At 51.8% G+C, this 23,522-nt stretch carries 25 protein-coding genes; 13 read left to right on the top strand and 12 right to left on the bottom strand.

What is annotated here, in order from left to right:
- Positions 1 to 3 precede the first annotated feature (3 nt).
- The 5 genes from DK507_RS14010 to DK507_RS13990 all read left to right on the top strand — a co-directional run bounded on the left by DK507_RS14010 (position 4) and on the right by DK507_RS13990 (position 4,867).
- Positions 4 to 1,032, top strand: a complete 1,029-nt coding sequence (locus tag DK507_RS14010) for an AAA family ATPase (RefSeq protein ID WP_109356959.1) — start codon at positions 4 to 6, stop codon at positions 1,030 to 1,032.
- Between the two features lie 73 nt (positions 1,033 to 1,105).
- Complete coding sequence (gene metG, locus DK507_RS14005) at positions 1,106 to 2,680, top strand: methionine--tRNA ligase (protein WP_109356958.1); 1,575 nt, start codon at positions 1,106 to 1,108, stop codon at positions 2,678 to 2,680.
- Between the two features lie 2 nt (positions 2,681 to 2,682).
- The gene (locus tag DK507_RS14000; RefSeq protein ID WP_109356957.1) at positions 2,683 to 3,459 is read left to right on the top strand and encodes a TatD family hydrolase; all 777 of its coding nucleotides are present in this window, start codon (positions 2,683 to 2,685) and stop codon (positions 3,457 to 3,459) included.
- A gap of 20 nt (positions 3,460 to 3,479) precedes the next feature.
- Entirely contained in the window at positions 3,480 to 4,244 is a 765-nt protein-coding gene (locus DK507_RS13995) for an MBL fold metallo-hydrolase (protein WP_109356956.1), read from the top strand.
- Between the two features lie 2 nt (positions 4,245 to 4,246).
- On the top strand, positions 4,247 to 4,867 hold the full coding sequence (locus DK507_RS13990; protein ID WP_109356955.1) for a TIGR02281 family clan AA aspartic protease: 621 nt from the start codon (positions 4,247 to 4,249) through the stop codon (positions 4,865 to 4,867).
- Positions 4,868 to 4,941: 74 nt separating this feature from the next.
- Here DK507_RS13990 and DK507_RS13985 read toward each other — a convergent pair whose 3' ends face one another.
- Positions 4,942 to 5,397, bottom strand: coding sequence for a hypothetical protein (locus DK507_RS13985; protein WP_109356954.1), 456 nt, complete (start codon positions 5,395 to 5,397; stop codon positions 4,942 to 4,944).
- Positions 5,398 to 5,501: 104 nt separating this feature from the next.
- On the bottom strand, positions 5,502 to 5,672 hold the full coding sequence (locus DK507_RS17870; protein ID WP_162559060.1) for a hypothetical protein: 171 nt from the start codon (positions 5,670 to 5,672) through the stop codon (positions 5,502 to 5,504).
- A gap of 161 nt (positions 5,673 to 5,833) precedes the next feature.
- On the opposite strand from DK507_RS17870, the gene DK507_RS13980 reads away from it, so the two are divergent.
- Positions 5,834 to 6,511 (top strand): nitroreductase, encoded by a 678-nt coding sequence (locus DK507_RS13980; protein WP_109356953.1) that lies wholly within the window; start codon positions 5,834 to 5,836, stop codon positions 6,509 to 6,511.
- An 11-nt stretch (positions 6,512 to 6,522) separates the two neighbouring features.
- Here DK507_RS13980 and DK507_RS13975 read toward each other — a convergent pair whose 3' ends face one another.
- On the bottom strand, positions 6,523 to 7,653 hold the full coding sequence (locus tag DK507_RS13975) for a serine hydrolase (protein WP_109356952.1): 1,131 nt from the start codon (positions 7,651 to 7,653) through the stop codon (positions 6,523 to 6,525).
- Positions 7,654 to 7,884: 231 nt separating this feature from the next.
- On the opposite strand from DK507_RS13975, the gene mazG reads away from it, so the two are divergent.
- The gene (mazG, locus tag DK507_RS13970) at positions 7,885 to 8,619 is read left to right on the top strand and encodes a nucleoside triphosphate pyrophosphohydrolase (protein WP_254054391.1); all 735 of its coding nucleotides are present in this window, start codon (positions 7,885 to 7,887) and stop codon (positions 8,617 to 8,619) included.
- Here the strand turns inward: mazG and hflX are convergent.
- From hflX to dusB, 7 genes are all read right to left on the bottom strand, one after another.
- Positions 8,616 to 9,860, bottom strand: a complete 1,245-nt coding sequence (hflX, locus tag DK507_RS13965) for a GTPase HflX (protein WP_254054449.1) — start codon at positions 9,858 to 9,860, stop codon at positions 8,616 to 8,618. The two genes, mazG and hflX, sit on opposite strands and share 4 nt — an antisense overlap.
- A 47-nt stretch (positions 9,861 to 9,907) precedes the next feature.
- The gene (gene hfq, locus DK507_RS13960) at positions 9,908 to 10,462 is read right to left on the bottom strand and encodes an RNA chaperone Hfq (protein WP_301950677.1); all 555 of its coding nucleotides are present in this window, start codon (positions 10,460 to 10,462) and stop codon (positions 9,908 to 9,910) included.
- A 73-nt stretch (positions 10,463 to 10,535) separates the two neighbouring features.
- Positions 10,536 to 11,918: a sigma-54 dependent transcriptional regulator gene (locus tag DK507_RS13955; RefSeq protein ID WP_109356949.1), complete on the bottom strand. Its 1,383-nt coding sequence runs from the start codon at positions 11,916 to 11,918 to the stop codon at positions 10,536 to 10,538.
- A gap of 12 nt (positions 11,919 to 11,930) precedes the next feature.
- Complete coding sequence (locus DK507_RS13950; protein ID WP_254054389.1) at positions 11,931 to 14,183, bottom strand: ATP-binding protein; 2,253 nt, start codon at positions 14,181 to 14,183, stop codon at positions 11,931 to 11,933.
- A 167-nt stretch (positions 14,184 to 14,350) separates the two neighbouring features.
- Complete coding sequence (gene ntrC / locus DK507_RS13945) at positions 14,351 to 15,769, bottom strand: nitrogen regulation protein NR(I) (protein ID WP_109356947.1); 1,419 nt, start codon at positions 15,767 to 15,769, stop codon at positions 14,351 to 14,353.
- Positions 15,770 to 15,772: 3 nt separating this feature from the next.
- Positions 15,773 to 16,846 (bottom strand): nitrogen regulation protein NR(II), encoded by a 1,074-nt coding sequence (locus tag DK507_RS13940; protein ID WP_109356946.1) that lies wholly within the window; start codon positions 16,844 to 16,846, stop codon positions 15,773 to 15,775.
- Positions 16,846 to 17,841, bottom strand: a complete 996-nt coding sequence (dusB, locus tag DK507_RS13935) for a tRNA dihydrouridine synthase DusB (RefSeq protein WP_109356945.1) — start codon at positions 17,839 to 17,841, stop codon at positions 16,846 to 16,848. The genes DK507_RS13940 and dusB overlap by 1 nt, the downstream gene beginning before the upstream one ends.
- Before the next feature lie 79 nt (positions 17,842 to 17,920).
- Here dusB and DK507_RS13930 point away from each other — a divergent pair, with 79 nt between their 5' ends.
- From DK507_RS13930 to DK507_RS13920, 3 genes are read left to right on the top strand one after another with little or no spacing between them, the layout of a single operon-like run.
- A complete protein-coding gene (locus DK507_RS13930; RefSeq protein WP_109356944.1) occupies positions 17,921 to 19,090 on the top strand; it encodes a bifunctional 2-C-methyl-D-erythritol 4-phosphate cytidylyltransferase/2-C-methyl-D-erythritol 2,4-cyclodiphosphate synthase in 1,170 nt (389 codons plus the stop codon).
- A gap of 5 nt (positions 19,091 to 19,095) precedes the next feature.
- The gene (locus DK507_RS13925) at positions 19,096 to 19,626 is read left to right on the top strand and encodes a hypothetical protein (protein ID WP_109356943.1); all 531 of its coding nucleotides are present in this window, start codon (positions 19,096 to 19,098) and stop codon (positions 19,624 to 19,626) included.
- Between the two features lie 14 nt (positions 19,627 to 19,640).
- Positions 19,641 to 20,156 (top strand): CinA family protein, encoded by a 516-nt coding sequence (locus tag DK507_RS13920; RefSeq protein ID WP_109356942.1) that lies wholly within the window; start codon positions 19,641 to 19,643, stop codon positions 20,154 to 20,156.
- Here DK507_RS13920 and DK507_RS13915 read toward each other — a convergent pair.
- The gene (locus tag DK507_RS13915; protein WP_109356941.1) at positions 20,105 to 20,593 is read right to left on the bottom strand and encodes a type II toxin-antitoxin system RatA family toxin; all 489 of its coding nucleotides are present in this window, start codon (positions 20,591 to 20,593) and stop codon (positions 20,105 to 20,107) included. The two genes, DK507_RS13920 and DK507_RS13915, sit on opposite strands and share 52 nt — an antisense overlap.
- On the bottom strand, positions 20,580 to 21,518 hold the full coding sequence (gene lipA, locus DK507_RS13910) for a lipoyl synthase (protein ID WP_109356940.1): 939 nt from the start codon (positions 21,516 to 21,518) through the stop codon (positions 20,580 to 20,582). The genes DK507_RS13915 and lipA overlap by 14 nt, the downstream gene beginning before the upstream one ends.
- A gap of 86 nt (positions 21,519 to 21,604) precedes the next feature.
- On the opposite strand from lipA, the gene DK507_RS13905 reads away from it, so the two are divergent.
- The 3 genes from DK507_RS13905 to DK507_RS13895 are packed head-to-tail and all read left to right on the top strand — an operon-like array spanning position 21,605 to position 23,520.
- On the top strand, positions 21,605 to 22,579 hold the full coding sequence (locus tag DK507_RS13905) for a sodium-dependent bicarbonate transport family permease (RefSeq protein ID WP_109356939.1): 975 nt from the start codon (positions 21,605 to 21,607) through the stop codon (positions 22,577 to 22,579).
- A 3-nt stretch (positions 22,580 to 22,582) separates the two neighbouring features.
- The gene (locus DK507_RS13900) at positions 22,583 to 22,894 is read left to right on the top strand and encodes a hypothetical protein (RefSeq protein WP_109356938.1); all 312 of its coding nucleotides are present in this window, start codon (positions 22,583 to 22,585) and stop codon (positions 22,892 to 22,894) included.
- Positions 22,894 to 23,520, top strand: a complete 627-nt coding sequence (locus tag DK507_RS13895) for a carbonic anhydrase (protein ID WP_109356937.1) — start codon at positions 22,894 to 22,896, stop codon at positions 23,518 to 23,520. The genes DK507_RS13900 and DK507_RS13895 overlap by 1 nt, the downstream gene beginning before the upstream one ends.
- Positions 23,521 to 23,522 lie beyond the last annotated feature (2 nt).

Raw genomic sequence — 23,522 nt, 5'->3', positions numbered from 1 at the left:
GGCATGACGTCATTTATCGGGCATGACAAAGCACAGCGTATTTTCCGGCAGTCTTTCGACAAGGGAACCTTGCATCACGCATGGATATTGGCCGGGCCTAAAGGTTTGGGCAAAGCAGGGTTTGCCAAACAGGCCGCGCAGTTTTTGCTGGATTCTGATATTCAGCGGCCATCGGATGGTGGCGGATTTGATCTGGATGATGAGAGCCAGGGCGCGAAACTGCTTGCCGCCCGAAGCCATCCGGACTTCCGGCTTGTCCAGCGAGGCGGCAAAACCGACAAGGAAGAAAAAAAAGCCCGGGAAGAGGGCGTAGATTCGCTGGAAGAGCATGAACTCAAGCGCAATATCTCGATCGCGCAAATCCGAGACCTGCAGTCATTATTCGCGACACAGGCTTCGATATCGACCTATCGGGTAGTCGTAATCGACGCGATTGATGATCTCGAAAGGGGTGGTGCCAACGCGCTGCTCAAAAATCTCGAAGAACCGCCCAAGCACACGGTGTTTCTGCTGGTAAGCCATGCTCCGGAACGGCTGTTGCCGACCATCCGGTCGCGCTGCCAGATATTGCGCTTTGATCCATTGGATGATGATCAGATGCGACAGGTGCTATCCAGCACAGCACCCGAGCTGGACGAGGCGGAATTAAACGCACTGGTCGCAGCAGGGGAAGGATCGCCGGGACGCTCTTTGCAATATGTGGATGCCGGATTGGCGGAACTTGAAAGTCTCGCCCGTGACATCATGCGCACCGGAGACAAAAGCAATCAGATCAAGAATGATCTGGCACGCAAACTATCCCTCAAAGCCGCAACACCGCGATATCAGGCCTTTCTGGCCCGTGCGCCCAGCCTGATGGCCCAGCACATAAAATCAACCGGTAACAAGCCCAGCGGCAATGCGATCGAGCTCTGGCGCGAAGCCAGCAATCTCGCCGCGATTGCCTCTCCCAAGGCGCTGGATAACCAGGCGGTTATATTTCGCCTCGGCAGCTTGATGGGATCGCTTGCCCAACGCGATGAGCGCGCATAAAGAGAAACGATAGACGTTAGGCCCTGTCAGGATTCGAGCCGGATTTTTGGGAAGGGATACAAGAAAGCAATTCATGTCCGATCCATTTTATATCACGACGGCGATCAGCTATCCCAACGGCCCGCCGCATATTGGCCATGCGTATGAAGCCATCGCAACCGATGCCATTGCGCGCTTTCAGCGTCTGTCGGGCCGCGACGTCCGCTTTCAGACCGGCACGGACGAGCATGGCCTGAAAATGGCGCAGGCAGCTGCTGCCAAAGCTATCGCTCCCCAGGAGCTTGCCGATGAAATGGCGAATCAATTCATAGTGATGTGCGACAAACTTAATGTTTGTTATGATCGTTTCATTCGTACCACGGAAGCGGATCATCACAAAGCCAGTCAGGCCATCTGGCAGGCCATGGAGGCCAATGGCGACCTGTATCTCGATAAATATGAAGGCTGGTACTCGGTTCGTGATGAAGCTTATTATGACGAAGACGAGCTGATCGAAGCCGAAGGTGAGGGCGGCACAAAGGAAAAGCTGTCCCCGCAAGGCACGCCGGTGGAATGGACGGTTGAGGAAAGCTGGTTTTTCCGTCTGTCCAGATATCAGGAACCGCTCTTAAAATTCTTCAGGGAAAATCCGGGATTTCTGAAACCGGACAGCCGCCGCAATGAGATGATCAAATTTATCGAAGGCGGCCTCAATGATCTGTCCATTTCACGCACCAGTTTTGACTGGGGTGTGAAAGTTCCAGGCAGTGAAAATCATGTGATGTATGTCTGGGTCGACGCCCTGACCAATTATCTCACCGGCCTGGGGTATCCTGAAAAAACAGACCTTTATCCAAAATACTGGACCGAAGGCGGAGATATTGCGCATATTATCGGCAAGGATATCGTGCGCTTCCACACCATTTACTGGCCCGCCTTTCTGATGAGCGCAAATTTGCCGCTTCCCAGGCAGGTATTCGGCCATGGCTTCCTGCTCAATCGCGGGCAGAAAATGTCAAAATCGGTTGGCAATGTGGTCGACCCTATTGCTTTGGCCGATGCATTCGGTGTCGATCAACTGCGCTATTTTCTGCTGTCCGAGGTGATTTTCGGCAAGGATGGCAGCTATTCTGCGGAAATGATCGTGACCAAGACCAATGCCGATCTTGCGAATAATTTTGGCAACCTCGCCCAACGCAGCCTGTCTATGATAGCAAAAAATTGTGATGGCAAGGTGCCTGAAGCGGGAGCGAAGATTGAAGCAGAAGAGCAGCTTATCAGCGATTTGAAAGCTTGTTTCACCGATATGACTGCGCTGATGGAGAACGGCGAATTTCCTATCCACGCGGCCATCGATCTGCTGCGGGAGCGGCTGAGTGCGACCAATCAGTATTTTGCTGACCAGGCGCCCTGGGCCTTGCGCAAGACTGATCCCGCGCGGGCTGACACGGTGCTGTATTATACCGCAGAATCCATTCGCCAGCTAGCAATCATGCTACGCTGGGTCATTCCGGAAAGTTGCGACAAAATGCTCGATCTTCTGGCCCAAAGTGACGATGAGCGGGCATTTGAGCATCTGACAAACGCCATCAACCCTGGCCTGACGCTACCGCAACCCAGCGGCATTTTCCCGCGTCTGGAAATGCCCGCAGCCGATGGAGAAGGGTAATCATGCTCGTCGATAGCCACTGTCATCTCAATTATAAGGGCCTGATCGAAGAGCAGGGCGCTGTACTCGATCGCGCTCGGGAGAGCGGCGTCACAGCCATGCTCAACATCTCGACACGGGAAAGCGAATGGCGCGATATCGTGGCAACCGCAGAGCGCGAAAGCGACGTCTGGTCGAGCATTGGCATTCATCCTCACGAAGCCGATGCCCATCCTGATATTGATCTGGCGAAACTGGTCAAGGAAGCCGAACATGAACGCGTTATCGCCATCGGCGAAACCGGCCTTGATTATTATTACGACCATAGCGACCGTGATCGCCAGCGACAGAGCTTTCGCACCCATATTCATGCCGCGCGCGAAACCGGCTTGCCGATTATTGTCCATACGCGCGATGCCGAGGACGATACCGCAGCGATCATGGCCGAAGAAATGGAGCAGGGCGCTTATACCGGCGTGATCCACTGTTTCACCGCGAGTGAAGATTTTGCCCATAAAGCACTGGATTTGGGCCTTTATATATCCATCTCGGGTATCGTGACGTTCAAAAACGCGAAGGATTTGCAGGCAACGGCGGCAAAATTGCCTACGGATCGACTGCTGGTAGAAACCGACGCACCGTTCCTCGCCCCGGTACCGCATCGTGGAAAGACTGGTGAGCCTGCTTTTGTTGCCAATACAGCAAGGTTTCTGGCCGAGTTGCGTGGTGAGAAATATTCTGAACTTTGCGAAACAACATCTCGAAATTTCTACAAACTGTTTAACAAGGCGCGTCCCTGACTTTGGTCGGGACAACCGTAATGAAACTCACGATTCTCGGTTGCGGTACATCCTCTGGAGTGCCCAGAATCGGAAATGATTGGGGTGATTGCGATCCGGATGAACCGAAAAACCGGCGGAGCAGGGTATCGATCATTGTCGAAAGCCCGACCACCCGGATATTGGTCGACACATCGCCAGATCTCCGCGCGCAGTTTCTGGCCTGCGACATTGATTATATCGACAATGTCATCTGGACCCATGATCATGCAGATCATTGCCATGGTATTGATGACTTGCGGCAGGTCTTTCACAGAAAACGGGAGCCAATACCGGCCTATGCACGGCCTTTTGCGCTGGAAAGCCTGAAACAGCGTTTCGCTTACGCTTTTGATGGCCATAAATATTATCCGTCGATCTGCGACGCTCGACCACTCGAAGAAAATATGAAAATTGGTGATGTTACTGTCAAATGCGTAGACCAACCCCATGGCGGTATTACGTCTGCCGGACTGCGTTTTGAATATGGCGGAAAGGCGATATGCTATGCCACTGACTTTGGCGAAGCCACTGAAGATATGCGGGGAATATTCAAAAAGAGTGATATATTCATAGTGGATGCGCTCCGTGAAAAACCGCACCCAACCCACGCACATCTCGACATGACGCGCGACCTGATAAAGTCCGTAAATCCGCGGTTAAGCCTGCTGACGCATATGGATAAATCGATGGATTATAACCATCTCTGCGCCATATTACCGAAAGATATCCGGCCCGCCTATGATGGATATGTGATAGAGATTTAGACGTGACCGAAGATCAGAATATCAATCTTGTATTTGCGATTGGCGCCTTAGTGCTGGTTGCCAGCGCGCTATTTTCCCGGCGTATCGGCTTGGGCGAGATTGTCCGCACCGCGTTGAGTTGGGTCGCGATATTCGCGATATTTATCGTCGCATTTTCTTATCAGAATGAAATCGTCGGTGTGTGGAACAAGGTGACCGGAGAACTGACCGGCGCGAACGAACAGCAAGTGGTCGGCGGGACGCTAAAAATACGGCGATCGGTAGATGGCCATTACTGGGCCGATGCTGAGGTAAACGGCATGCCAGTCCGGTTTTTGATCGACAGCGGCGCCACGACGACCGCCATGACACTCAAGACAGCTCGGGCGGCCAATATAGATATCAATGAAGGTGGTTTTCCAACATATCTGAACACCGCCAACGGAACTGTCGAGGCACAGCGCGGATCCATTCAGTCGTTGAAGGTCGGGCCAATGACGGCATTAGACCTGCCAGTGGTTGTGGCCGAAGCATTCGGCGATTCCAACGTTCTGGGAATGAATTTCCTGTCAGAAATGAAAAGCTGGCGGGTAGAGGGGCGTGAGATGATCCTGGAACCGTATAATGCAACGCCCATTCAATAATTTAACATAATATATATTATCAACCAATTATTGAAAATCTAGGAACGGGACTTTTTCTTTAGCCACGCCCTCTTCTAGCGGTTAGTTGAATCCAATGGCCTGAGCTTGAATGCAACTTCGGAGATTGCATTAGTTATCAAGAGCAAATCATCCACCCCTTTTGCGGCCAGAGAAACCTCTGGGAATTCGGCATTCGCATTCACAGTGATCAACCCATGCTTTTCAGCAATGGCCAGATATCGTTGCAGAACCTTTAGCGGCATCGCCAACTCGGTTGCCATGGAATCAATCGAGACGGTTCCCATATCAGAAACCTGCAAGGCCAAAAGCATATCGCAAACAGGATAAGCCGGAATACCATAATTCTTCTGGAAATGGCGTTCGACAAACTGACGGCAGGCGGCCAGCTTGGAAACATAACTCTCGTGCGCTTGGCCAGATAGTTTTTCGCCGATGTCCCGATCAAATATTTCCGGTAATCTTACGATCGAGTTCAGCTCTTGCTGCTTTTGGTGATTACTGTTTTTCATATCCTGTTGCTGGTATGTTAACCGTAGATTGAATCGTCTTTCAACCCTGATAGTTGCGATCAGAGGAATTAAATGAGACTCGGTATTTCATTCATCGATTCCATTTAAGAACTGGATATGTCCCGAGCCCCTTCGATTTTCATCAAAATTTCTCGCGCTTCGACTATTTTTACTGCGGCAAGGTGGAGACCCGCATCATCCAGCTCCCGCAATATCCCGTCAAGCGCATGGATGATCAATTGGCGGTTTTCCAGCTCTGTTATGGGTTTGGTCATTCAAAATATATGAACGATGGCGCTCGGTTGTGAAACCGACAAAACCAGGGTGATACCAGTAATTACAATTGTGAAAATATTGCTGAGAAGCAACCGTAATCGGGCTTCCCATTTTCGCCGTTCTACGCTAGCGAACAGCGATATTTCTTACGGAGCCAGCAATGGAATTTGACGAAGTTGTCCTCGGACGCCGAAGCATCCGGGGGTATAAGCCCGATCCGGTTTCACAGGAACTTATCGAAGAAATCATCGGCTTGGCGATGCGCGCACCGTCTTCCATGAATACACAACCCTGGAATTTCTATGTGATTACCGGCGAGCCGCTGGAACGGATTCGCAACGGTAATACCGAACGGATGCTCGCCGGCGTACCACAATCACGCGAGTTTCGAACGGGTGAGGCCTTTGCGGGACCTCATCGCGAAAGGCAAATCGGCGTCGCCAAGCAGTTATTTTCCGCCATGAAAATCGAACGCGATGACAAGGATGCGCGGCAGGACTGGGTTATGCGCGGGTTCCGTCAATTCGATGCGCCTGTGTGCGTGATTATCACTTATGACCGCGTTCTCAATGGCAGCGACGACACACCTTTCGACTGTGGCGCTGTAGCGACTGCACTGGTGAATGCAGCGTGGTCGCGCGGTCTTGGTACAGTCATCAACAGTCAGGGCATCATGCAATCGCCAGTCGTGCGTGAGCATGCAGGGATCGCTGATGATCAGGTTATAATGAAGAGTATCGCGCTAGGCTGGCCAGACGAGACTTTTCCGGCAAACGGCGTGGTTTCAACCCGAAAGTCGATTGATGAAGCCGCCACCTTTGTGGGATTCGATAACTAGGTACCAGACCACTAAGTCTGAAGCGATGCATACATGGCGGCTGCCAGTCCAAATCCACGCGGATCACCCAGAAGGCCGCTTTCCATCTTGTTCATGACATAAGAAAAACATAGCCGGGCATCCTGATCTATTATGACCGATGACCCGCCGTAACCGCCCCAGAAACAGGTGTTGGGGTTTGGGCTGATGGGTAAAAGGGCGCTGTTCAGCCCATAGCCCATGCCAAAGACCAGCGGCACGCCCAACACAAGATCGGTTCCCTCAGACTGCTTTTCGAAAACACGCCTGGTCCCTGCTTCCGACATTATAGTTTTGCCAAATGCTTTACCGCCATTTGCCATCGCTGTTTGCGCGCGAACTATGCTCCTTGCATTTCCCTGACCATTGGCTGCGGGTATTTCGGCCGCGCGCCATTCCCTTTTTCTGGGTTCAGTGGCATCGACTGCCGGATTTGCAAATGTCCGTCCGGCAATAGTCTCAGGATCAGGAGAAACCGTGTTTTCAGGCGGGACCAGATTGCCAATCCGTTCATCCAGTTCTTCGCCTGCACCGATATGAAAATCTGCATTGGTTGGTTCTGCAATTTCCTGCCGAAAAAAATTGCCAATCGACTGGCCAGTCACTCTTCTTACAATTTCGCCAATAAGATGCCCCTGGGTCAGCGCATGGTAACCGGACTGGGTTCCCGGTTCCCACCATGGTTCCTGACGTGCGAGCGCGCTGGTCATCCACTCCCAATCATAAAGCCTGTCGCCTTCAACAGGTTCAGTCATGCCGGACAGGCCCGCCATATGGCTCAGAAAATGTCGGACTTCGACTGTCTCCTTGCCGCCTTGTGAAAATTCCGGCCAATATTTTGCAGCAGGCGCATGGAGATCAACCTCCCCTTGATCAGCAAGAAGCAGCAGTGACATGGCCGCCATGGTTTTTGTGCTGGACCACACATTGACAAGCGTGTCTTCCTGCCAAGGCTTTGTCCGCTCTTCATCCAGATGCCCGCCCCACAGATCGACGACGAAGGCACCGTCAAACGTGATCGCAACAGAAGCGCCAATATCGCCATGTTCACAAAAGTTGGTCTCGAAAGCCGCCTTGACGGCTTCAAAGCGAGGATCGCAAAATCCGTTTACTGGGGCTGTCATTGAAACTCCGTTTGTTTTGTTAATCTGAAACCTCGCCAAGTTGTTGAACACAAAGTGACAAATCATGCAATGAGCAGCTTTGGTAACGCTCGTCTTTTCTGGATATCACTCGTTTCAGATCCAGCATTGGCAGCACTAAATATAGCCGATAAGAGGGGTGTTGCGCTGCCCTGCCCCAACTGCAGTCAGCCTGCTAGATCAGTTCAATGTTCGTGCGAGGATAGATAATCAGTGATTGAACCCCTTCTTGATGTCATGCGGCGGCTACGTGATCCAAAAACAGGATGCGAATGGGACACTGTCCAGACATTTGAAACCATAGCGCCTTACACAATCGAAGAAGCTTATGAAGTTGCAGATGCCATTCAGCGCGAAGATATGGATGGCCTAAAAGATGAACTGGGCGATCTTTTGTTGCAGGTCGTATTTCACAGCCAGATTGCATCGGATGAGGGCCATTTCTCTTTCGGTGATGTGGTCGATGTTATTTGCGAAAAGATGATCCGGCGCCATCCGCATATTTTTGGTGAAGCGGACAACAGCCCCGGCTGGGAACAGATAAAGGCCGAAGAACGGGCGGAGACTGGTAAATCCAGTGCACTGGACGGAGTTGCGATGGCCCTCCCTGCCCTGCTGCGGGCTCAAAAGATCCAGAAGCGGGCCGCCCGGGTCGGCTTTGACTGGCCGGACAAAGCGCCGGTCAAAGCAAAAATGCTGGAAGAACTTCAAGAGGTGGAGCAGGCCAACAGCCCGGAGGATATCCATGAGGAAATGGGAGATCTGCTCTTTTCAGCCGTGAATCTATCGCGTCACTATGGCGTAGATGCAGAGCAGGCTTTGGCCGATGCTACCCGCAAATTCTCCAAGCGATTCAACAAGGTAGAAAGCACAGCTCCCCGCAATATGAGAGAGATGTCGATCGAAGAGCTTGAAGAAGAATGGCAGAAAGCAAAATCCGCTCCCTAAAGCGCGTGAAACCGTCCCCAGTTGCGGTTTGACATTTGGACAGCCAAAATCAGGTCTTCATTTTCCTGCTCGGATTCCAGAACACGGCCATTTTCGTGCAACCACGCCAGACGTTTGCCGTCGGATACGGGCAATGTGACCGTTTCGATGTTGTGGTTACGCGACAAATTGGAAGTTACCATCTCGACAAGCGCATCAACGCCCTGCCCGGTTGCAGCAGATATTGGACAGACATTGTCGGGAATATGCTCCGGTAACTTTATGCTATCCGGATCATCGGAATCGATCAGATCAATCTTGTTCCAGGCTTCAATGATGGGAGCCCCCTCCCCCTCTTCCAGATCGACACCCAGTTCCAACAGAATTTGTTCGACATCGCGGGCCTGTCCATCACTGGAAGCATGAGAGATGTCCCTGACATGGATTATCACGTCTGCCGCTGTCACTTCTTCCAACGTCGCGCGAAAGGCGGCGACCAGCTGCGTCGGCAAGTCAGATACGAAGCCAACGGTGTCCGAGATGATCGCCTTGTCATATCCAGGCAGCGGAAATTGCCGCATGGTGGGATCAAGTGTCGCGAACAACAGATCTTCTGCGAACACTTCGGCACCCGTCAGGCGATTAAAAAGTGTTGATTTGCCGGCGTTTGTATAACCAACGAGCGCGATAACCGGCCACGGCGCCTTTTGGCGGCGCGAACGGTGGAGCGTCCGGGTTTTGCGAAGATGCGACAATTCCTTGCGTAGTTTCGCCATACGGTCGCGGATCATCCGGCGATCCGATTCAATCTGTGTCTCACCCGGGCCGCCGAGGAAGCCAAAACCACCGCGTTGCCGTTCAAGGTGAGTCCAGCTGCGAACCAAACGCCCCGCCTGATAGTCGAGATGGGCCAGTTCCACCTGCAGTCGTCCCTCGGCTGTCGCGGCCCTCGCGCCAAAAATCTCAAGAATCAGGCCAGTTCGGTCGATAACCTTGACCTTCAGCTCTTCTTCCAGATTGCGCTGCTGGATAGCGCTCAACGTACCATCAACAATCAGAATATTGGCATCGTCCTGCGCCAATATCGTCTTGATCTGATCGACTTGACCGGAACCGAACAACGTTCCGGGCTTTGGCGCACGAACACTGAAATATTGCGCAGAAGTTGTTTCCAATCCGATTGCCAGAGCGAGACCAATTGCCTCTTCCAGTCTATATTCCAGTGCATTTTGACCAAGCGATCCCAGGTCGGGGTGAACAATGACGGCTTTGTCTTCACCGCCGTCCAGTTCCTTTTTTTCAAATGGGATCAATGGGAGCCTTCATCTGCATTATTATAGTCTGCGAGATTGATGGCACCGTTCGGCTGAATGGTTGAAATTGCATGTTTGTAGACAAGCTGCGCCAAGCCTTCACGCTCCAGCAAAATACAGAACAGATCATAAGCCGCCACTTCGCCTTGCAGCATCACACCGTTTACCAGAAACATGGTGACGGGATCGTTGCTGTCACGCACGGCGGTCAGGAACACTTCCTGCAATACGCCATTGCGGCCTTTCGCCCGTTCCATGAGATCAGAAAATGGCTGCATATCAAGGCTTTGCGATGGCATGATGGTTGAAATTGCATGCTTGTAAACCAGTTGTGACTGGCCATCACGCCGCAGCAATACAGAGAAATTGTCGAACCAGGTCACAATACCCTGCAACTTTACGCCTTTGACCAGAAACATGGTCACTGGCATTTTCGATTTGCGGAGAGAGTTTAAGAAGAGGTCTTGCAAATTATTTGATTTATCGGTCATTTTTGACATCCGGTTTTTGGCGGCGCGATGGCCGCAGAGAGGGTTTTTGGCTGCGACTATAGCTATTGGGGGAGCCGCGCTTTCGACATATATGGATTCAACAGCGAAGCTACAACTGCAAACAGTTCATTGTTTACTCGGCAGCCTGCTTCTTTTTCGCCGCAAGGCCCAGAATTTTGAGCTTTCTGTGCAATGCAGAACGTTCCATTCCAATAAAATTGGCCGTTTTTGAAATATTGCCAGAAAATCTTCGAATCTGCACTTTAAGATATTCCCTTTCAAAACTTTCCCGTGCCTCGCGCAACGGGGAGCCCATCAAAGAGGCCACGCCCTGATCCAGATCATCGTCATTGCCCAATATCTCGGGCGGCAACATCTCTATCTCGATTTTCGAAAAATTATCCTTCGGTGCGAGGATGATGGTCCGTTCAATCACATTCCGCAACTGGCGAACATTGCCAGGCCAATCGCATGCTTGAAGCGCCGCCATCGCTTCTGCCGATATTTCTGGCGGGTTCAGCCTCTGGTCTGCCGCAAAACGCGCAGAATAATGTTCGACCAATGTCGGGATATCTTCGCGGCGTTGGTTTAGCGGCGGCAACTCAACCGGTACAACATTTAGCCGGTAGAAAAGGTCCTCACGAAAACGCTTTTCCTGAATTTCTTCGTCCAGATTGCGAGATGTTGCGGAAACCACTCTTACGTCAACTTTAACACGTTGATTTCCACCCAACCGCACAAAGCTCTGTTCCGTCAGTACACGCAATATCTTGCCTTGCGTATCAAGCGGCATGTCCGCCACTTCATCAATGAACAACGTACCGCCATGGGCCTCTTCCAGCAGACCGATTTTTTCCACAGTTCCGTTTTTCTCGGTTCCGAAAAGCTCTTCCTCAACACTTTCCGGCGACAAACGGGCTGCGCTTATCGTAACAAATGGTGCATTGGCCCGTGTGCTCCAGTTGTGCATGAGCCGCGCGGCGACTTCCTTTCCTACACCTGCTGGACCGGAAATAAGCAAACGGCTGCCAGTGCCGGCAACACGCTTTAAAGTCGCACGCACGGAGTTAACCGATGCGCTGTTACCCGTTAACTCGTCAGCAAAGCCGACCCGGGCTTTCAATGCCTCATTCTCGCGGCGCAGACTTTCCGTTTCAGTAGCCCTGGCCACCAGATGCATGAGATGTTCGGCTTCAAAGGGTTTTTCGATAAAGTCTACCGCACCCTGCGATATTGCTGCGACAGCCGTATCGATATTACCATGACCGGAAATCACGATTACCGGCAGCTTTGGATCGATATTTTTTATTTCAGTCAAAAGCTCCAGTCCGTCCAGACGGGACCCTCTCAACCAAACGTCCAGCAAGACAAGAGACGGTTTCCGTTCTTTAACAGCGGCAAGGGCTGAATCGCTGTCGGCTGCCACTCTTGTCTCATAGCCATCATCTTCCAGAACACCGGAAATCAGTTCCCGGATATCGGGTTCATCATCAACAATCAGGATATCTAATGCCATTATTTCGACCTTCTAAATTGGGGGTAGTTTATCAGTTTGTGGTAGACGTTCGCCATCAGGGCTGGTGCGCTTTTTCCCAACGCTATCCGGCATTTCCGTCTCTGTACTTCGTGCGGTAAAGCTCTCACTCAGGCGCGTCAGCTTTGCCGGATTGAAAGCTATGGTCACACGTGTACCGCTTCCCTGTTCCGCGGCGCATGAATCGGTAAAGGCGATGGTGCCGAAATGTTCCTCGATTATCTTTTTAACAATCGCCAGGCCCAGCCCGGTGCCCTTTTCCCTTGTCGTCATATAAGGTTCGACGATGCGTTCGCGCTCTGCCGGCAATCCGATACCATTGTCGTCCAGTTGAACTTCTACATCATCGTCTTTTCGATGAACGCTTACGCATATCTCACCATCTTCAAACGAGAAGTCATCCGCAGCATCCGCTTTTTGTTCAATCGCCTCTACGGCATTTTTGACGATGTTAGTTAGAGCTTGCCCCAGTTGTCTGCGATCACAAACCAAGGGCAGGTTCTGGTCATCCGATTCAAAACGGAATTTGATCGCGGAATGGGCGACTTCTTGCAAAAACACTGCTTGTTTAACGATATCAATCAGATTTTCCTCACGAAAAACCGGCTTCGGCATTCGTGCGAAAGAGGAAAATTCATCAACAATCTTACGCAAATCACCAACCTGGCGAACAATTGTTCCGGTCAATTGCGAAAATATTGATCCGCCTTCAGTAACGTTCTTGCCAAAGCGCCGCTGTAGCCGCTCTGCCGCCAATTGGATCGGTGTAAGAGGGTTTTTGATTTCATGCGCAATCCTGCGAGCCACATCGGACCACGCAGCCCGGCGCTGGTCCAGCAATCGTTGCGTAATATCTTCAAAAGTAATGACATGGCCTGACTGCCCGCCAACTATTTTCACCTCCAGGGTGCGGATTTCATTGCCGGACGAAAACTGGATAATGGTATTCTCAATCCCTTCGCCAATTAGGTCAGCGAATTCGGGCGCGACGTCCGATATTTGTTTATCCAGCAAATCCTGACTTTCCTTGGCCAGCAGTGCCTGCGCGCGAGAATTTATGAGCTGGACCTTTCCAGTCTGGTCCAAGCTGATGATCCCTGCCGTAACCGATTCCAGAACTGTTTCGATAAAAGCCCGCCTGCTTCCCAACTGTTCATTGGCGGTCAGTAATGCCGTGGTCTGGGTTTCCAACCGCTCTGTCATGCGATTAAAGGCCCTGCCCAGCGTACCAATTTCATCCTTTTCAAAAGGTGCAGGTACCCGGGACGCCAAGTCTCCTTCCGTAATCCGCTTGGCGGCATGGACCAGCTCGCCAACCGGCCTCACCATTCGATCCGCCACTGCCAGCGCGATCCAAAGTGCAAGACCAACAATGAAAAGGGATACAACAAAGAGGGCGATATTGAATTGCAATTGAAGACTGCGGGATCGGGTAAACAAATTATCATAATCTGCCAGAACAGATTGTGCCTTTTCCCACTGACTAAGGGCCAGCATATCTGAGTCACGGGCAGCATATAAAAAGATCTGAGAGTCCAGATCGAGAAGGGTCACGGCCTCGATCTTGTTAACTTTCGCGGTAACCACATAATTCTCACCGGCCATCAGTTGATTGATGACTTGTTCGGTTATCTTGATGTTTTCATCGCTATTATCTGGGTTAACCGCGGCGGCGGTGCGTGCGACACCATCCTCTCCAAATTGAATAATGGCAGATTCATTTAGTTTCCGGGTCACAACCTGAAACCAGTAATTTTCGGCAAATTCAGGATGATCAATTCCCTTTTCCGCCAAAAAACTGCGTAAATCGCTGGCCATTGTGATCGTCTCCGTACCGACATCCCGGCGATTTTGATCATAATATCCACGCGCCAGACTATTGGCATTTTCCAACATCCCACGGGCGCGATCAGAAAACCAGAACTCCACACCATATTGGAAAAGCAGTGACGCAAAGATCACCACCAGCAACATTGGCACACTGGCTACCAGCGAGAACAATGCGACCAGACGGACATGCAGACGACCACTGGTACCTGTGGCAGATTTTGCTGCCCTGCCTTTTGCAATGCGACGGCCGAGTAGGACCAGCAACGTAATTGCCGGGATAAGATTGGCCACCAGCAATGCCGCCGTGAGCGGAGGTGAGATGAAATCAGTCCGACCTGATTGGGAACTCAATAGAAAGTAGCTACCGCCTGCGGTAACCAGAAACAGAAAAATGGCAGCCCATTCTACACGCTTCATCGCTTTATCATCTTCAGAGAGAAGCGATAAACGGCGCAACCAAACAGGTGTTCGCTTTTCAATAGGGGCCTGCGGAGCGTTCATTGTGCCTCTAATACAACAGTTTCGTTGTAAAAACAGCACTAATGAAACAAATATGTCACGATTTGACGTGTGATCCGATCATTCTACCGCGATTGCGCTGGATCAATCTCATATTCCGTCAATTTTTTCCGCAACGTGTTGCGATTTATACCCAGTATATTGGCAGCTTTTATCTGATTGCCGTTGGCCTTGCGCAATATTTCCTCAAGCATTGGTCGCTCGAATTTTTCCAAGGCCTTGGTGTAAAGAGAATTGCCATCTTCTTTATCAAGCAACAGATCACCGACAATCGATTTCACCTGATCTGCAAAACTATGTTCAAGGGACTGGTTATGCTCCTCCCCCTGCTGTGACTGAAGAATCTGCCGTATCGCCGTTTCCGATAATTCTTCCTCGCGCGCTGTTACAACAAGTCGATAGATGAGGTTTTTCAGCTCCCGGACATTACCGCGCCAACCCTGACGGGAGAGTAGTTCCAAACCGTCGTCTGTCAGCACCTTCTTTGGCAGTCCTTCGGATGCTGCCAGATTAAGGAAATGTTTCGCCAATGCCGGAATATCGCTGGCACGGTCTCTTAGAGGTGGCAGCTCAATTGGGACAACATTGATCCGGTAGTAAAGGTCTTCACGGAATTTACCCTCCTCAATCAGATTTACAAAATCCTGATTGGTCGCCGCGACAATGCGAACATCCAGTTTAATCAGCCCCTTACCGCCGACGCGGTTAATTTCACCGGATTGCAGGGCGCGCAATAATCGTGTCTGCGCGTGCATCGGCATATCGCCAATTTCATCGAGAAATAACGTACCGCCCTGTGCCTGCTCGAACTTGCCGGCTGCGCTGCTAACCGCGCCGGTAAAAGCGCCTTTTTCATGACCGAACAGTTCGGCTTCAATCAGATCAGTGGGGATCGCCGCCATATTGACGGCTATGAAAGGCCCTGCCTTGCGATGACCCAGATTGTGGATCGCTTCTGCAACCAGTTCTTTGCCGGTGCCGGATTCTCCAAGTATCAAAACGGACAAGTCATTGCGTAACAAGCGCGCAATCATCCGGTATACTTCCTGCATCGCCTGGCTGCGCCCGACTAGGGGAAGGTTGTCCTCCTCCATGGTGTCGACAAGACGTCCCTCGCTGGGTGGCTTCATTGCCTGCTGTACAACTTCGACCAGTTCATCGAGATCGAAGGGTTTAGGGAAATACTCAAAAGCACCAGTTTCCGAGGCCCTGACAGCCGTATTTAGCGTATTCTGTGCAGATATAACAATGACCGGCAAGTCGGGATCACGGGCGCTGACTGCGTCCAGAGTAGCGATACCGTCTTCTTCACCCAAACCGACGTCGGTTATAAGCAGATCATATTTGCCACTGGCCAACAGTGCATCACGGTCGGACACAGTCTTGCAGCTGTCCACTGCCATACCTTCCGCCTTTAGTGCGGTTGAAATAATGTGACTGACGGAAGGGTCATCTTCAACGAGTAATACGGTTTGCTTGACCATCAGTTATCCTTCGGTGGCTATCGGCAAAAACAGAACGAATTGTGTATGCTTTGCACTACCCGAACGCTCATATCTAACACGTCCGTTCATATCGTTGATCAATTTGCGAACAAGAGCCAAGCCAAGTCCCTGCCCTTCCTTTTTTGTTGATACAAATGGTGAGAAAATATCACGTTCGAGTTCCGGGGGAACGCCAGGCCCGTTATCCCGGACAATGATTTCCACAGGAAGGCGCACCATCTGATTGGAGCCATGAACCGAGAGCGATGCGCCAAAACTATAGCGTGTGATAACCCGGATATCCGGCTGTTCCAGATCTTTGGTAGCGTCCACTGCATTGGCCAGAAGATTGGTTAGGATCTGCATCAATGCGTCCGGATCCACCAACACCTCCGGCAATGAGGGATCAAACTGGTCGCCAATTTTCAGATCGCCATTCCGTGCGGTCTCAATCGACTGACGAGCGCGATCAATCAGTGAATGAACGTTCACCGGCTCCAGTTTGGCAGGCTGGTTCGTCGAGAGACTTTGCATCCGGTCCAGCAGTTTGGCGATCCGTTCAACCTCGCCTTTTATCATGTGCGTCAATGTTCTTTGATCCTGGTCAATCGAACGATCGAGAAGTTGCGCCGCCCCCTTTATGGCAGCCAGCGGATTTTTGATCTCATGCCCCAATATATCTGGCGCTCGCACCGAGAATTGATCCTGCTCACCTTGTTGCTGTTCAATCACCGGTCCATCGGTCGGCAGCGGCGCAATGGAAACGATTCGCCAACGCTGGTCAGCAGGTATGCTATGAATATCAAAATTCACCAGTCCCGCCTGCCTCCCCTTCAGGGTAACAGCAACACGACGGGCCGCAACATTAGCATCCTTGTCCGTCAGGGCGTTGACCAAACGGTCATCTTCAAATTGAAGCTGGTTGGAGATATGATCGCCGATGAGATGCTTCGCGCTTTGCCCGAAAAAATGCTCCGCGACCGGGTTTACTTTGGCAATTTCATGATTTTCATCAATAATCAGCAGGGCGTCCGGCAGTGCGACAAAAATCTGTTCCGCCGACGGCAATCCAGTCATCAGGCCGCCGCTTTGTCGAGCCAGGGCGCATAAAAATCCTGCAGCATCGCAAGCACTTTTGACGCGTCCATTTCCTTGTTGGCCTGGTTCCGGAATTCAGCGGATCCGGGCAGGCCCTTGGTGTACCAACCGATATGCTTGCGCGCGACTTTGACGCCAATATCTTCGCCATAAAGGTCCAGCATGGCGCGGTAATGTTCCTCAAGGACCGCATATTGGGCTTGCAGATTGGGATCAGGCAGCGTTGTGCCATGCTCAAACCAGTGCATCACTTGCCCCAGCAGCCATGGCTTACCATAGGCACCGCGGCCGATCATCAGGCCGTCAGCCCCGCTTTGTGCGAGAGCTTGTTCGCAATCGTCAATGGTACAGATATCACCGTTGACGATTACAGGGACCGACACAGCCTCTTTAACCTGCCTGACAAAAGTCCAGTCCGCGCTGCCTTTGTACATCTGACACCGCGTCCGGCCATGAACTGTAATCATCTTCGCACCCAGGTCCTCGGCAATATGAGCCAGTTCCGGCGCATTCAGGCTGTTATGGTCCCAACCCATCCGCATTTTTACCGTGACCGGTACATTCACAGCTTTCACCGTGGCCTTAATCAGTGCAGCTGCAAGCGGCAGGTCCCTCATCAATGCAGAACCGGCATCCCCGTTCACGACCTTTTTGACTGGGCAGCCCATATTAATGTCGATAATCTGAGCGCCACGATCTTCATTAAGCTTGGCCGCTTCAGCCATCGCGTCGGGCGAGCAGCCTGCTAGCTGCATCGATACTGGTTCCTCAGTCGGGTCCCACGCACATTTCTGCAAAGATTGACGCGTTTCGCGGATCATCGCCTGGCTGGCAATCATTTCGGTCACGTTCAAACCAGACCCGAAACGCCGCACCAGCTTGCGGAACGGCAGATCAGTCACGCCGGTCATCGGCGCCAGCAATACCGGACTGTCAATCGTGATTTTATCAATCGAGATGGGTTTCAATGTCATGTCATATGCCTAAAATTTAAGCAGCCTTTATCGTCAAAGCGGCTGGCAGGCAAGAAAGGACTGGGCTAGGTCAATGATAATGAGTGATTCTAGCGTCTCCAGCCAACAAAACCATGCCCTGATTGTTGCAGCCGGCCAAGGCGCTCGATCAGGATTGGGACAGCCCAAGCAATATGCGCAGATCAATGGACAGCCAATGATCCGCTACAGCGTAGCCAGCTTTCTCGATCATCCGGATATCAGCAAAATATGGATCGTAATCGGCTCCGGCCAGGAACAACAACTGGATGAAGCAATGGTCGGCCTGTCCGGCTATGAAGTCGTTATTGGCGGTGCAACACGTCAAGACAGCGTCCGCAACGGCTTGTCGGCCATCGCTGCATCGGGTGGCGCAAAAAATGTGCTGATACACGACGCCGCCAGACCGTATCTATCCGATACCATAATAGACCGGCTACTCAGGTCGTTAACAGTTGAAGCTGCTGCGATTCCAGTGCTTCCCACGATTGACACAACGATAAATCTGGACGGTGAATATGCCGGAGATACTCTTGATCGCAGCCAGCTCTGGCGGGTGCAAACCCCGCAAGCGTTTGATTTTGATAAATTGGTGAAAGCTCACACAATATGGCCCGCTGGAAAAGGAGCGACCGACGATGCTCAGGTTTTTAGGGCTGCCGGCCATAAGATAGCTGTTGTCGAAGGCGACGAAGCACTGAAAAAATATACCACTGCATCTGACTTTGCTGCATCATCGGAAGAAAATATGGCACAAATTCGTACGGGAATGGGTTTTGACGTTCATCAATTGGCTTCCGGCGAAGAGCTTTGGCTTGGTGGTCTCAAAATCGATCATGATAAAGGCCTGGCCGGACATAGCGATGCAGACGTTCTTCTCCATGCTTTAACGGATGCGCTGCTAGGTGCAGCTGGAATGGGTGACGTTGGCGATCACTTTCCGCCCTCTGATCCGCAATGGCGCGGGGCCTCTTCTGACAAATTTGTCGAATTTGCAGCATCGGTCATCAAACAGAAAGGTGGCCGGATCAATAATGTTGATATGACTGTGATTTGTGAAGCACCAAAAATCAAACCCCACCGGGAAGCCATGCGTAAAAATATTGCCAAAATGCTTGATGTTTCTGTCGATCAGGTCAGCGTCAAGGCGACGACGACAGAACGCCTGGGCTTTACCGGTCGCAGAGAAGGCATTGCGGCACAGGCGATAGCTACAATAACGATGGAGTAGGAGTTATGTTCAGAAAAATTTCAGCCGCATCGGCTGCAATCGCGCTGTTAAGTGCAACCTCGGCGCAGGCCGCAGAGACAAAACAATGTATGCCAGCGGAAACGGCGGAGTCTCTCATAACTTACATATTGCCTGGTGCCTTGGGTGCGGTCAGAACCAAATGTGCAAACACCCTGCCCGCTTCTGCTGCATTGCTTCAGGTCGATTCTGAACAGATGCAAAGATATGAAACAGCTTCGCAAGAAGCTTGGCCCGAAGCAAGCGCAGCCATTGGGTTGATAGCGGGTCAGGATTTACCGGAAAATATCGAAATGGATGCCATGCGTCCGTTTGTAGATGCAATGATTCCCACAATGCTGGCACAGGAAGTCAAATCCAAAGACTGTGCCACAATCGACAAAGTTTATGGCTTGCTGGAACCCATGCCAGTTGCAAATCTGGCCAGTTTGACCGTGATGTTGGCGCAGCTGGGCAGCAATGATGACAAGGAAGGTAGAAAAGACCCCTTCAACATTTGCAAAGCACCTTCGGAATAGGCTAGCGGAACGCCATGCAAAATCTATTGCCAGAAGAACTCGTCACTTTGGCGAACCAGGTTGTTGATGCCAATCGCAAAGCTGGCCGGCGTATCGCCGTTGCGGAAAGCTGTACGGGCGGGCTTGTTGCGGCGGCCCTCACCGAAATCGCCGGAAGCAGTGACGTTTTCGACTGTGGTTTCAATACATATTCAAATGAAGCAAAGCAGAGTTTACTGGATGTCAGCGATGATTTGCTAGAGACATTTGGTGCGGTATCCATTGCCGTGGCCTGGGGCATGGCTAGAGGTGCACTGGAAAAATCCGGTTGTGATGTCGCTGTAGCGATCACCGGAGTAGCCGGTCCGGGCGGTGGAACAGAGAAAAAACCGGTTGGAACCGTTGTCTTTGCCAAGGCGGAAAAGGGAAAAAGCATTGATGATGTCGTCGCCGACCGCCACGATTTCGGTGCCGACAAAAGCCGTGCAGATATCCGCCTTCAAGCCGTGCTGGTTGCGCTGGAACTGTTGTTGCCGGACACATCTGAATAGTTACTACCGTAGACCTCTTCAGCACGTTCAACAAATGCGCTGGTCATTTTGTGCAAGGCTTTGGCAAACATCTGTCCGGCGAGCTTTTCAAACATCCTGTTTTTGAAAGTGAAGGCGACATAAAAGTCGACATAACTGCCGCCGCCGTCCCTTTCGCGAAAAACCCATTCATTGTGAAGCTGTTTCAACGGCCCATCGAGATAGTCCACTTCAATGGTCCGGTCAGTAGCGCTTTTGACCACGCGGGATGTAAATTGCTCGCGCAATCCTTTGAAACCGACAATCACATCAGCAACCATTTCGGTATCGCTGTCTGAACGAACCCGCGTGCCCACGACCCAGGGCAGAAATTCTTCATAACGCCCGACATCCGCCACCAGCGCGTACATCTGCGCGGCGCTGTGAGGAAGTTCGCGGGTCTCCCTATGCGCCGGCACGGGCTAGCTTTTCCTCACGCGCCTGACGCATTTTGGCAAAATCATCACCAGCATGGTAGCTGGAGCGGGTCAACGGGCTGGAAGCGACGAGCAGGAAGCCCTTGGCCCGGGCAATGGACGCATAGGCTTCAAAAGCCTGCGGCTTAATGAACTCATCCACCTTTACATGCTTGGGCGTTGGCTGCAGATATTGTCCCATGGTCAGAAAATCGATGTCTGCGGACCGCATATCATCCATGACCTGATGCACTTCCAGCCTTTGTTCACTCAGACCCAGCATGATCCCGGATTTGGTGAAGATAGAAGGATCCAGACGCTTGACCTGCTCAAGCAGGCGCAGCGAGGCATAATAGCGCGCGCCGGGACGGATATTGGGATAAAGCCGGGGTACCGTTTCCAGATTGTGGTTGTAGACGTCCGGCCGCGCAGCGACGATGGCTTCAACAGCAGCATCCGCCTTGTTGCGGAAATCCGGTGTCAAAATCTCTATCGTGGTATCCGGCGTTGTCCGGCGCAGCGCCTCTATGACTTTGACAAATTGACTGGCACCACCATCGGGCAGATCATCACGATCCACCGACGTGATCACAATATGCTCTAGCCCCAGTTTCGCTGCTGCATCAGCGGTATGCTGTGGTTCCAACGGATCAACCGGCATCGGCATGCCAGTCTTCACATTGCAAAAAGCACAGGCCCGCGTACAAACATCGCCCAGGATCATCACCGTCGCATGTTTCTTGGTCCAGCATTCGCCGATATTCGGGCAAGCGGCCTCTTCACAAACGGTGTTCAGCTTATGCTCCCGCATCAATTTGCGGGTTTCTTCAAAGCCTTTACCCATTGGTGCTTTGACGCGTATCCAGTCCGGCTTGCGCTGGCGAACGGGTTTTCCTGATGGCGGCGGGATTTTCGTAATTTCGTTCATTTCTATCAAATAGCGATGACGGACGCGCTTGCCAACAGCGATCAGACTGCTAATCGGTTAACAACTCAATTTGATAGTGAGCTGCAATGATTATCGAAACGCTGACCTCCCCGGTTATCCTGTTCTTCATTCTCGGTTTTTTTGCAGCTTTTATCCGATCCGATCTTTCCATCCCCGAAGCCTTTGCCAAAGCCATGTCCATTTATCTCATGGCAGCCATTGGCCTGAAAGGGGGCGTCGAAGTTGCTTCTACCGGCTTCTCGATTGATCTTGCTGCTGCCGCTGTTTCCGGCGTTCTGCTTGGTTTCACGCTTCCTGTCCTTGCTTTTATTCTGCTCCGGTCTTTCGCGAAACTCGGGGCGATTGATGCTGGCGCCGTCGCTGCCCATTATGGGTCGGTTAGCGTGGTGACTTTTGTGACCGCAGTTGAGCTGCTCACCGTCACCGGTTTGCGGCCGTATGGCTTCATGGTCGGTGTCATGGCCCTGATGGAAATCCCGGCGATCATTACCGGCCTGCTGTTGGCCCGGGCCTATTCGAAAAGGCTACAAGATACTGACAACCCAGCCAATGATACCAGCTCTAACCTGATGCATGAAGTTTTGACCAACGGATCAGTTATCTTGCTGCTCGGCGCTTTTTTAATTGGCTTTGTCGCTGGTGCAGAAGGATTTGCACCGATCGAGCCATTATTTGCTGTCGGCTTTAAAGGGGTTCTCTGCCTTTTCCTGCTGGACATGGGATTGATAGCTGCCCGAAGACTGCTGGAAACACGCAAGATTACGATACCTCTTGCAACACTAGGAATATTGCTGCCGATCATTAACGGAACAATTGGAACGGTAGTCGGAACCTTGGTCGGACTTGATCCCGGATCAGCGGCCATATTGGGCGTATTGTGCGCCAGTGCATCCTATATCGCGGTACCCGCGGCCATGCGCCTTGCCCTCCCTCAAGCCGATCCGGGCATTTATCTGGCCATGTCACTTGGTATAACCTTCCCATTCAACATCCTGTTCGGTATTTCTCTATTTGCCGCAATCGCAAAATTTCTGGGGTAAGACATGGTCGCTACAGTGCAACGGAAACGGATCGAGATATTGGTGGATAACCCGCTTATCCCCAAAATCATCAACTATGTGAAGCAGGTTGATATTTCGGGCTGGAGCGTGATCAAAATCGCATCTGGCGGCGGTCGGGATGGTCGCTGGCAACAGGACGAGGTTAGCGGGGCGGCTGCAAAATCTCTCATACTTATGATAGCGAACCAAGAAAAAGCTGCACAGTTGACGGATGCGCTGGCGCCGCTACTGGATAGTCACAGTTTATTATTGACCATCGCCAATGTGGAGGTCGTCCGGGGGGATCGTTTCTAATGCCAGAATTTCGTGCTTTACTGGAAGGATACAAACGCTTTCGGGAAGACGCTTATCCAAAGCAGCGCGCCCGCTATGACGCCCTTTCCAAAGAGGGGCAGGCCCCACCGATCATGGTCATTTCCTGCTGTGACAGCCGGGTCGATCCGGCAACCATCTTCGATACCGGACCAGGACAGATGTTCGCGCTACGCAATGTCGCCAATCTGGTTCCGCCCTATGACGACAGCGGCGGAATGCACGGAGCATCTGCGGCGATAGAATTTGGCGTTACCGGACTGAACGTGAAGCATATCGTGGTGCTTGGCCATGGCCAATGCGGGGGCATTAGTGCAGCGCTGAAGGGCGGCGAGTTGGGCGAACATGGTCACACGTTTGTTGATGAGTGGATGTCAATTATCACTGATGCCCGTGACGAAGTCATAACCGCTGACCCACCTGATCCACAAAGGGAACTGGAACTAGAAGCCATTAAGATCAGCCTTCAGAATCTGCGCAGCTTTCCATTCATCGCTGAACGCGAACAGCGCGGAGAATTAAAGCTGCACGGCGCATGGTATGCTATCGGAGAGGCAACACTCTTCAATCTCGATGAGGCTAGCGGTCTGTTTGAAGCGGTAGAGTAACT

The sequence above is a fragment of the Sphingorhabdus sp. EL138 genome (genome assembly GCF_900258045.1).
Taxonomy (GTDB): domain Bacteria; phylum Pseudomonadota; class Alphaproteobacteria; order Sphingomonadales; family Sphingomonadaceae; genus Parasphingorhabdus.
The sequence above is the reverse complement of the archived record's forward strand: the minus strand, read 5'-3'. Positions and strand labels throughout refer to the sequence as shown.

What these genes read in the sequence shown, in the direction of transcription:
- DK507_RS14010 (WP_109356959.1), top strand. Translation starts at nt 4, where the DNA reads ATGACGTCATTTATCGGGCATGACAAAGCACAGCGTATTTTCCGGCAG.
- metG (WP_109356958.1), top strand. Translation starts at nt 1,106, where the DNA reads ATGTCCGATCCATTTTATATCACGACGGCGATCAGCTATCCCAACGGC.
- DK507_RS14000 (WP_109356957.1), top strand. Translation starts at nt 2,683, where the DNA reads ATGCTCGTCGATAGCCACTGTCATCTCAATTATAAGGGCCTGATCGAA.
- DK507_RS13995 (WP_109356956.1), top strand. Translation starts at nt 3,480, where the DNA reads ATGAAACTCACGATTCTCGGTTGCGGTACATCCTCTGGAGTGCCCAGA.
- DK507_RS13985 (WP_109356954.1), bottom strand. Translation starts at nt 5,397, where the DNA reads ATGAAAAACAGTAATCACCAAAAGCAGCAAGAGCTGAACTCGATCGTA.
- DK507_RS17870 (WP_162559060.1), bottom strand. Translation starts at nt 5,672, where the DNA reads ATGACCAAACCCATAACAGAGCTGGAAAACCGCCAATTGATCATCCAT.
- DK507_RS13980 (WP_109356953.1), top strand. Translation starts at nt 5,834, where the DNA reads ATGGAATTTGACGAAGTTGTCCTCGGACGCCGAAGCATCCGGGGGTAT.
- DK507_RS13975 (WP_109356952.1), bottom strand. Translation starts at nt 7,653, where the DNA reads ATGACAGCCCCAGTAAACGGATTTTGCGATCCTCGCTTTGAAGCCGTC.
- DK507_RS13955 (WP_109356949.1), bottom strand. Translation starts at nt 11,918, where the DNA reads ATGGCATTAGATATCCTGATTGTTGATGATGAACCCGATATCCGGGAA.
- DK507_RS13950 (WP_254054389.1), bottom strand. Translation starts at nt 14,183, where the DNA reads ATGAAGCGTGTAGAATGGGCTGCCATTTTTCTGTTTCTGGTTACCGCA.
- ntrC (WP_109356947.1), bottom strand. Translation starts at nt 15,769, where the DNA reads ATGGTCAAGCAAACCGTATTACTCGTTGAAGATGACCCTTCCGTCAGT.
- DK507_RS13940 (WP_109356946.1), bottom strand. Translation starts at nt 16,846, where the DNA reads ATGACTGGATTGCCGTCGGCGGAACAGATTTTTGTCGCACTGCCGGAC.
- dusB (WP_109356945.1), bottom strand. Translation starts at nt 17,841, where the DNA reads ATGACATTGAAACCCATCTCGATTGATAAAATCACGATTGACAGTCCG.
- DK507_RS13930 (WP_109356944.1), top strand. Translation starts at nt 17,921, where the DNA reads ATGAGTGATTCTAGCGTCTCCAGCCAACAAAACCATGCCCTGATTGTT.
- DK507_RS13925 (WP_109356943.1), top strand. Translation starts at nt 19,096, where the DNA reads ATGTTCAGAAAAATTTCAGCCGCATCGGCTGCAATCGCGCTGTTAAGT.
- DK507_RS13920 (WP_109356942.1), top strand. Translation starts at nt 19,641, where the DNA reads ATGCAAAATCTATTGCCAGAAGAACTCGTCACTTTGGCGAACCAGGTT.
- lipA (WP_109356940.1), bottom strand. Translation starts at nt 21,518, where the DNA reads ATGAACGAAATTACGAAAATCCCGCCGCCATCAGGAAAACCCGTTCGC.
- DK507_RS13905 (WP_109356939.1), top strand. Translation starts at nt 21,605, where the DNA reads ATGATTATCGAAACGCTGACCTCCCCGGTTATCCTGTTCTTCATTCTC.
- DK507_RS13900 (WP_109356938.1), top strand. Translation starts at nt 22,583, where the DNA reads ATGGTCGCTACAGTGCAACGGAAACGGATCGAGATATTGGTGGATAAC.
- DK507_RS13895 (WP_109356937.1), top strand. Translation starts at nt 22,894, where the DNA reads ATGCCAGAATTTCGTGCTTTACTGGAAGGATACAAACGCTTTCGGGAA.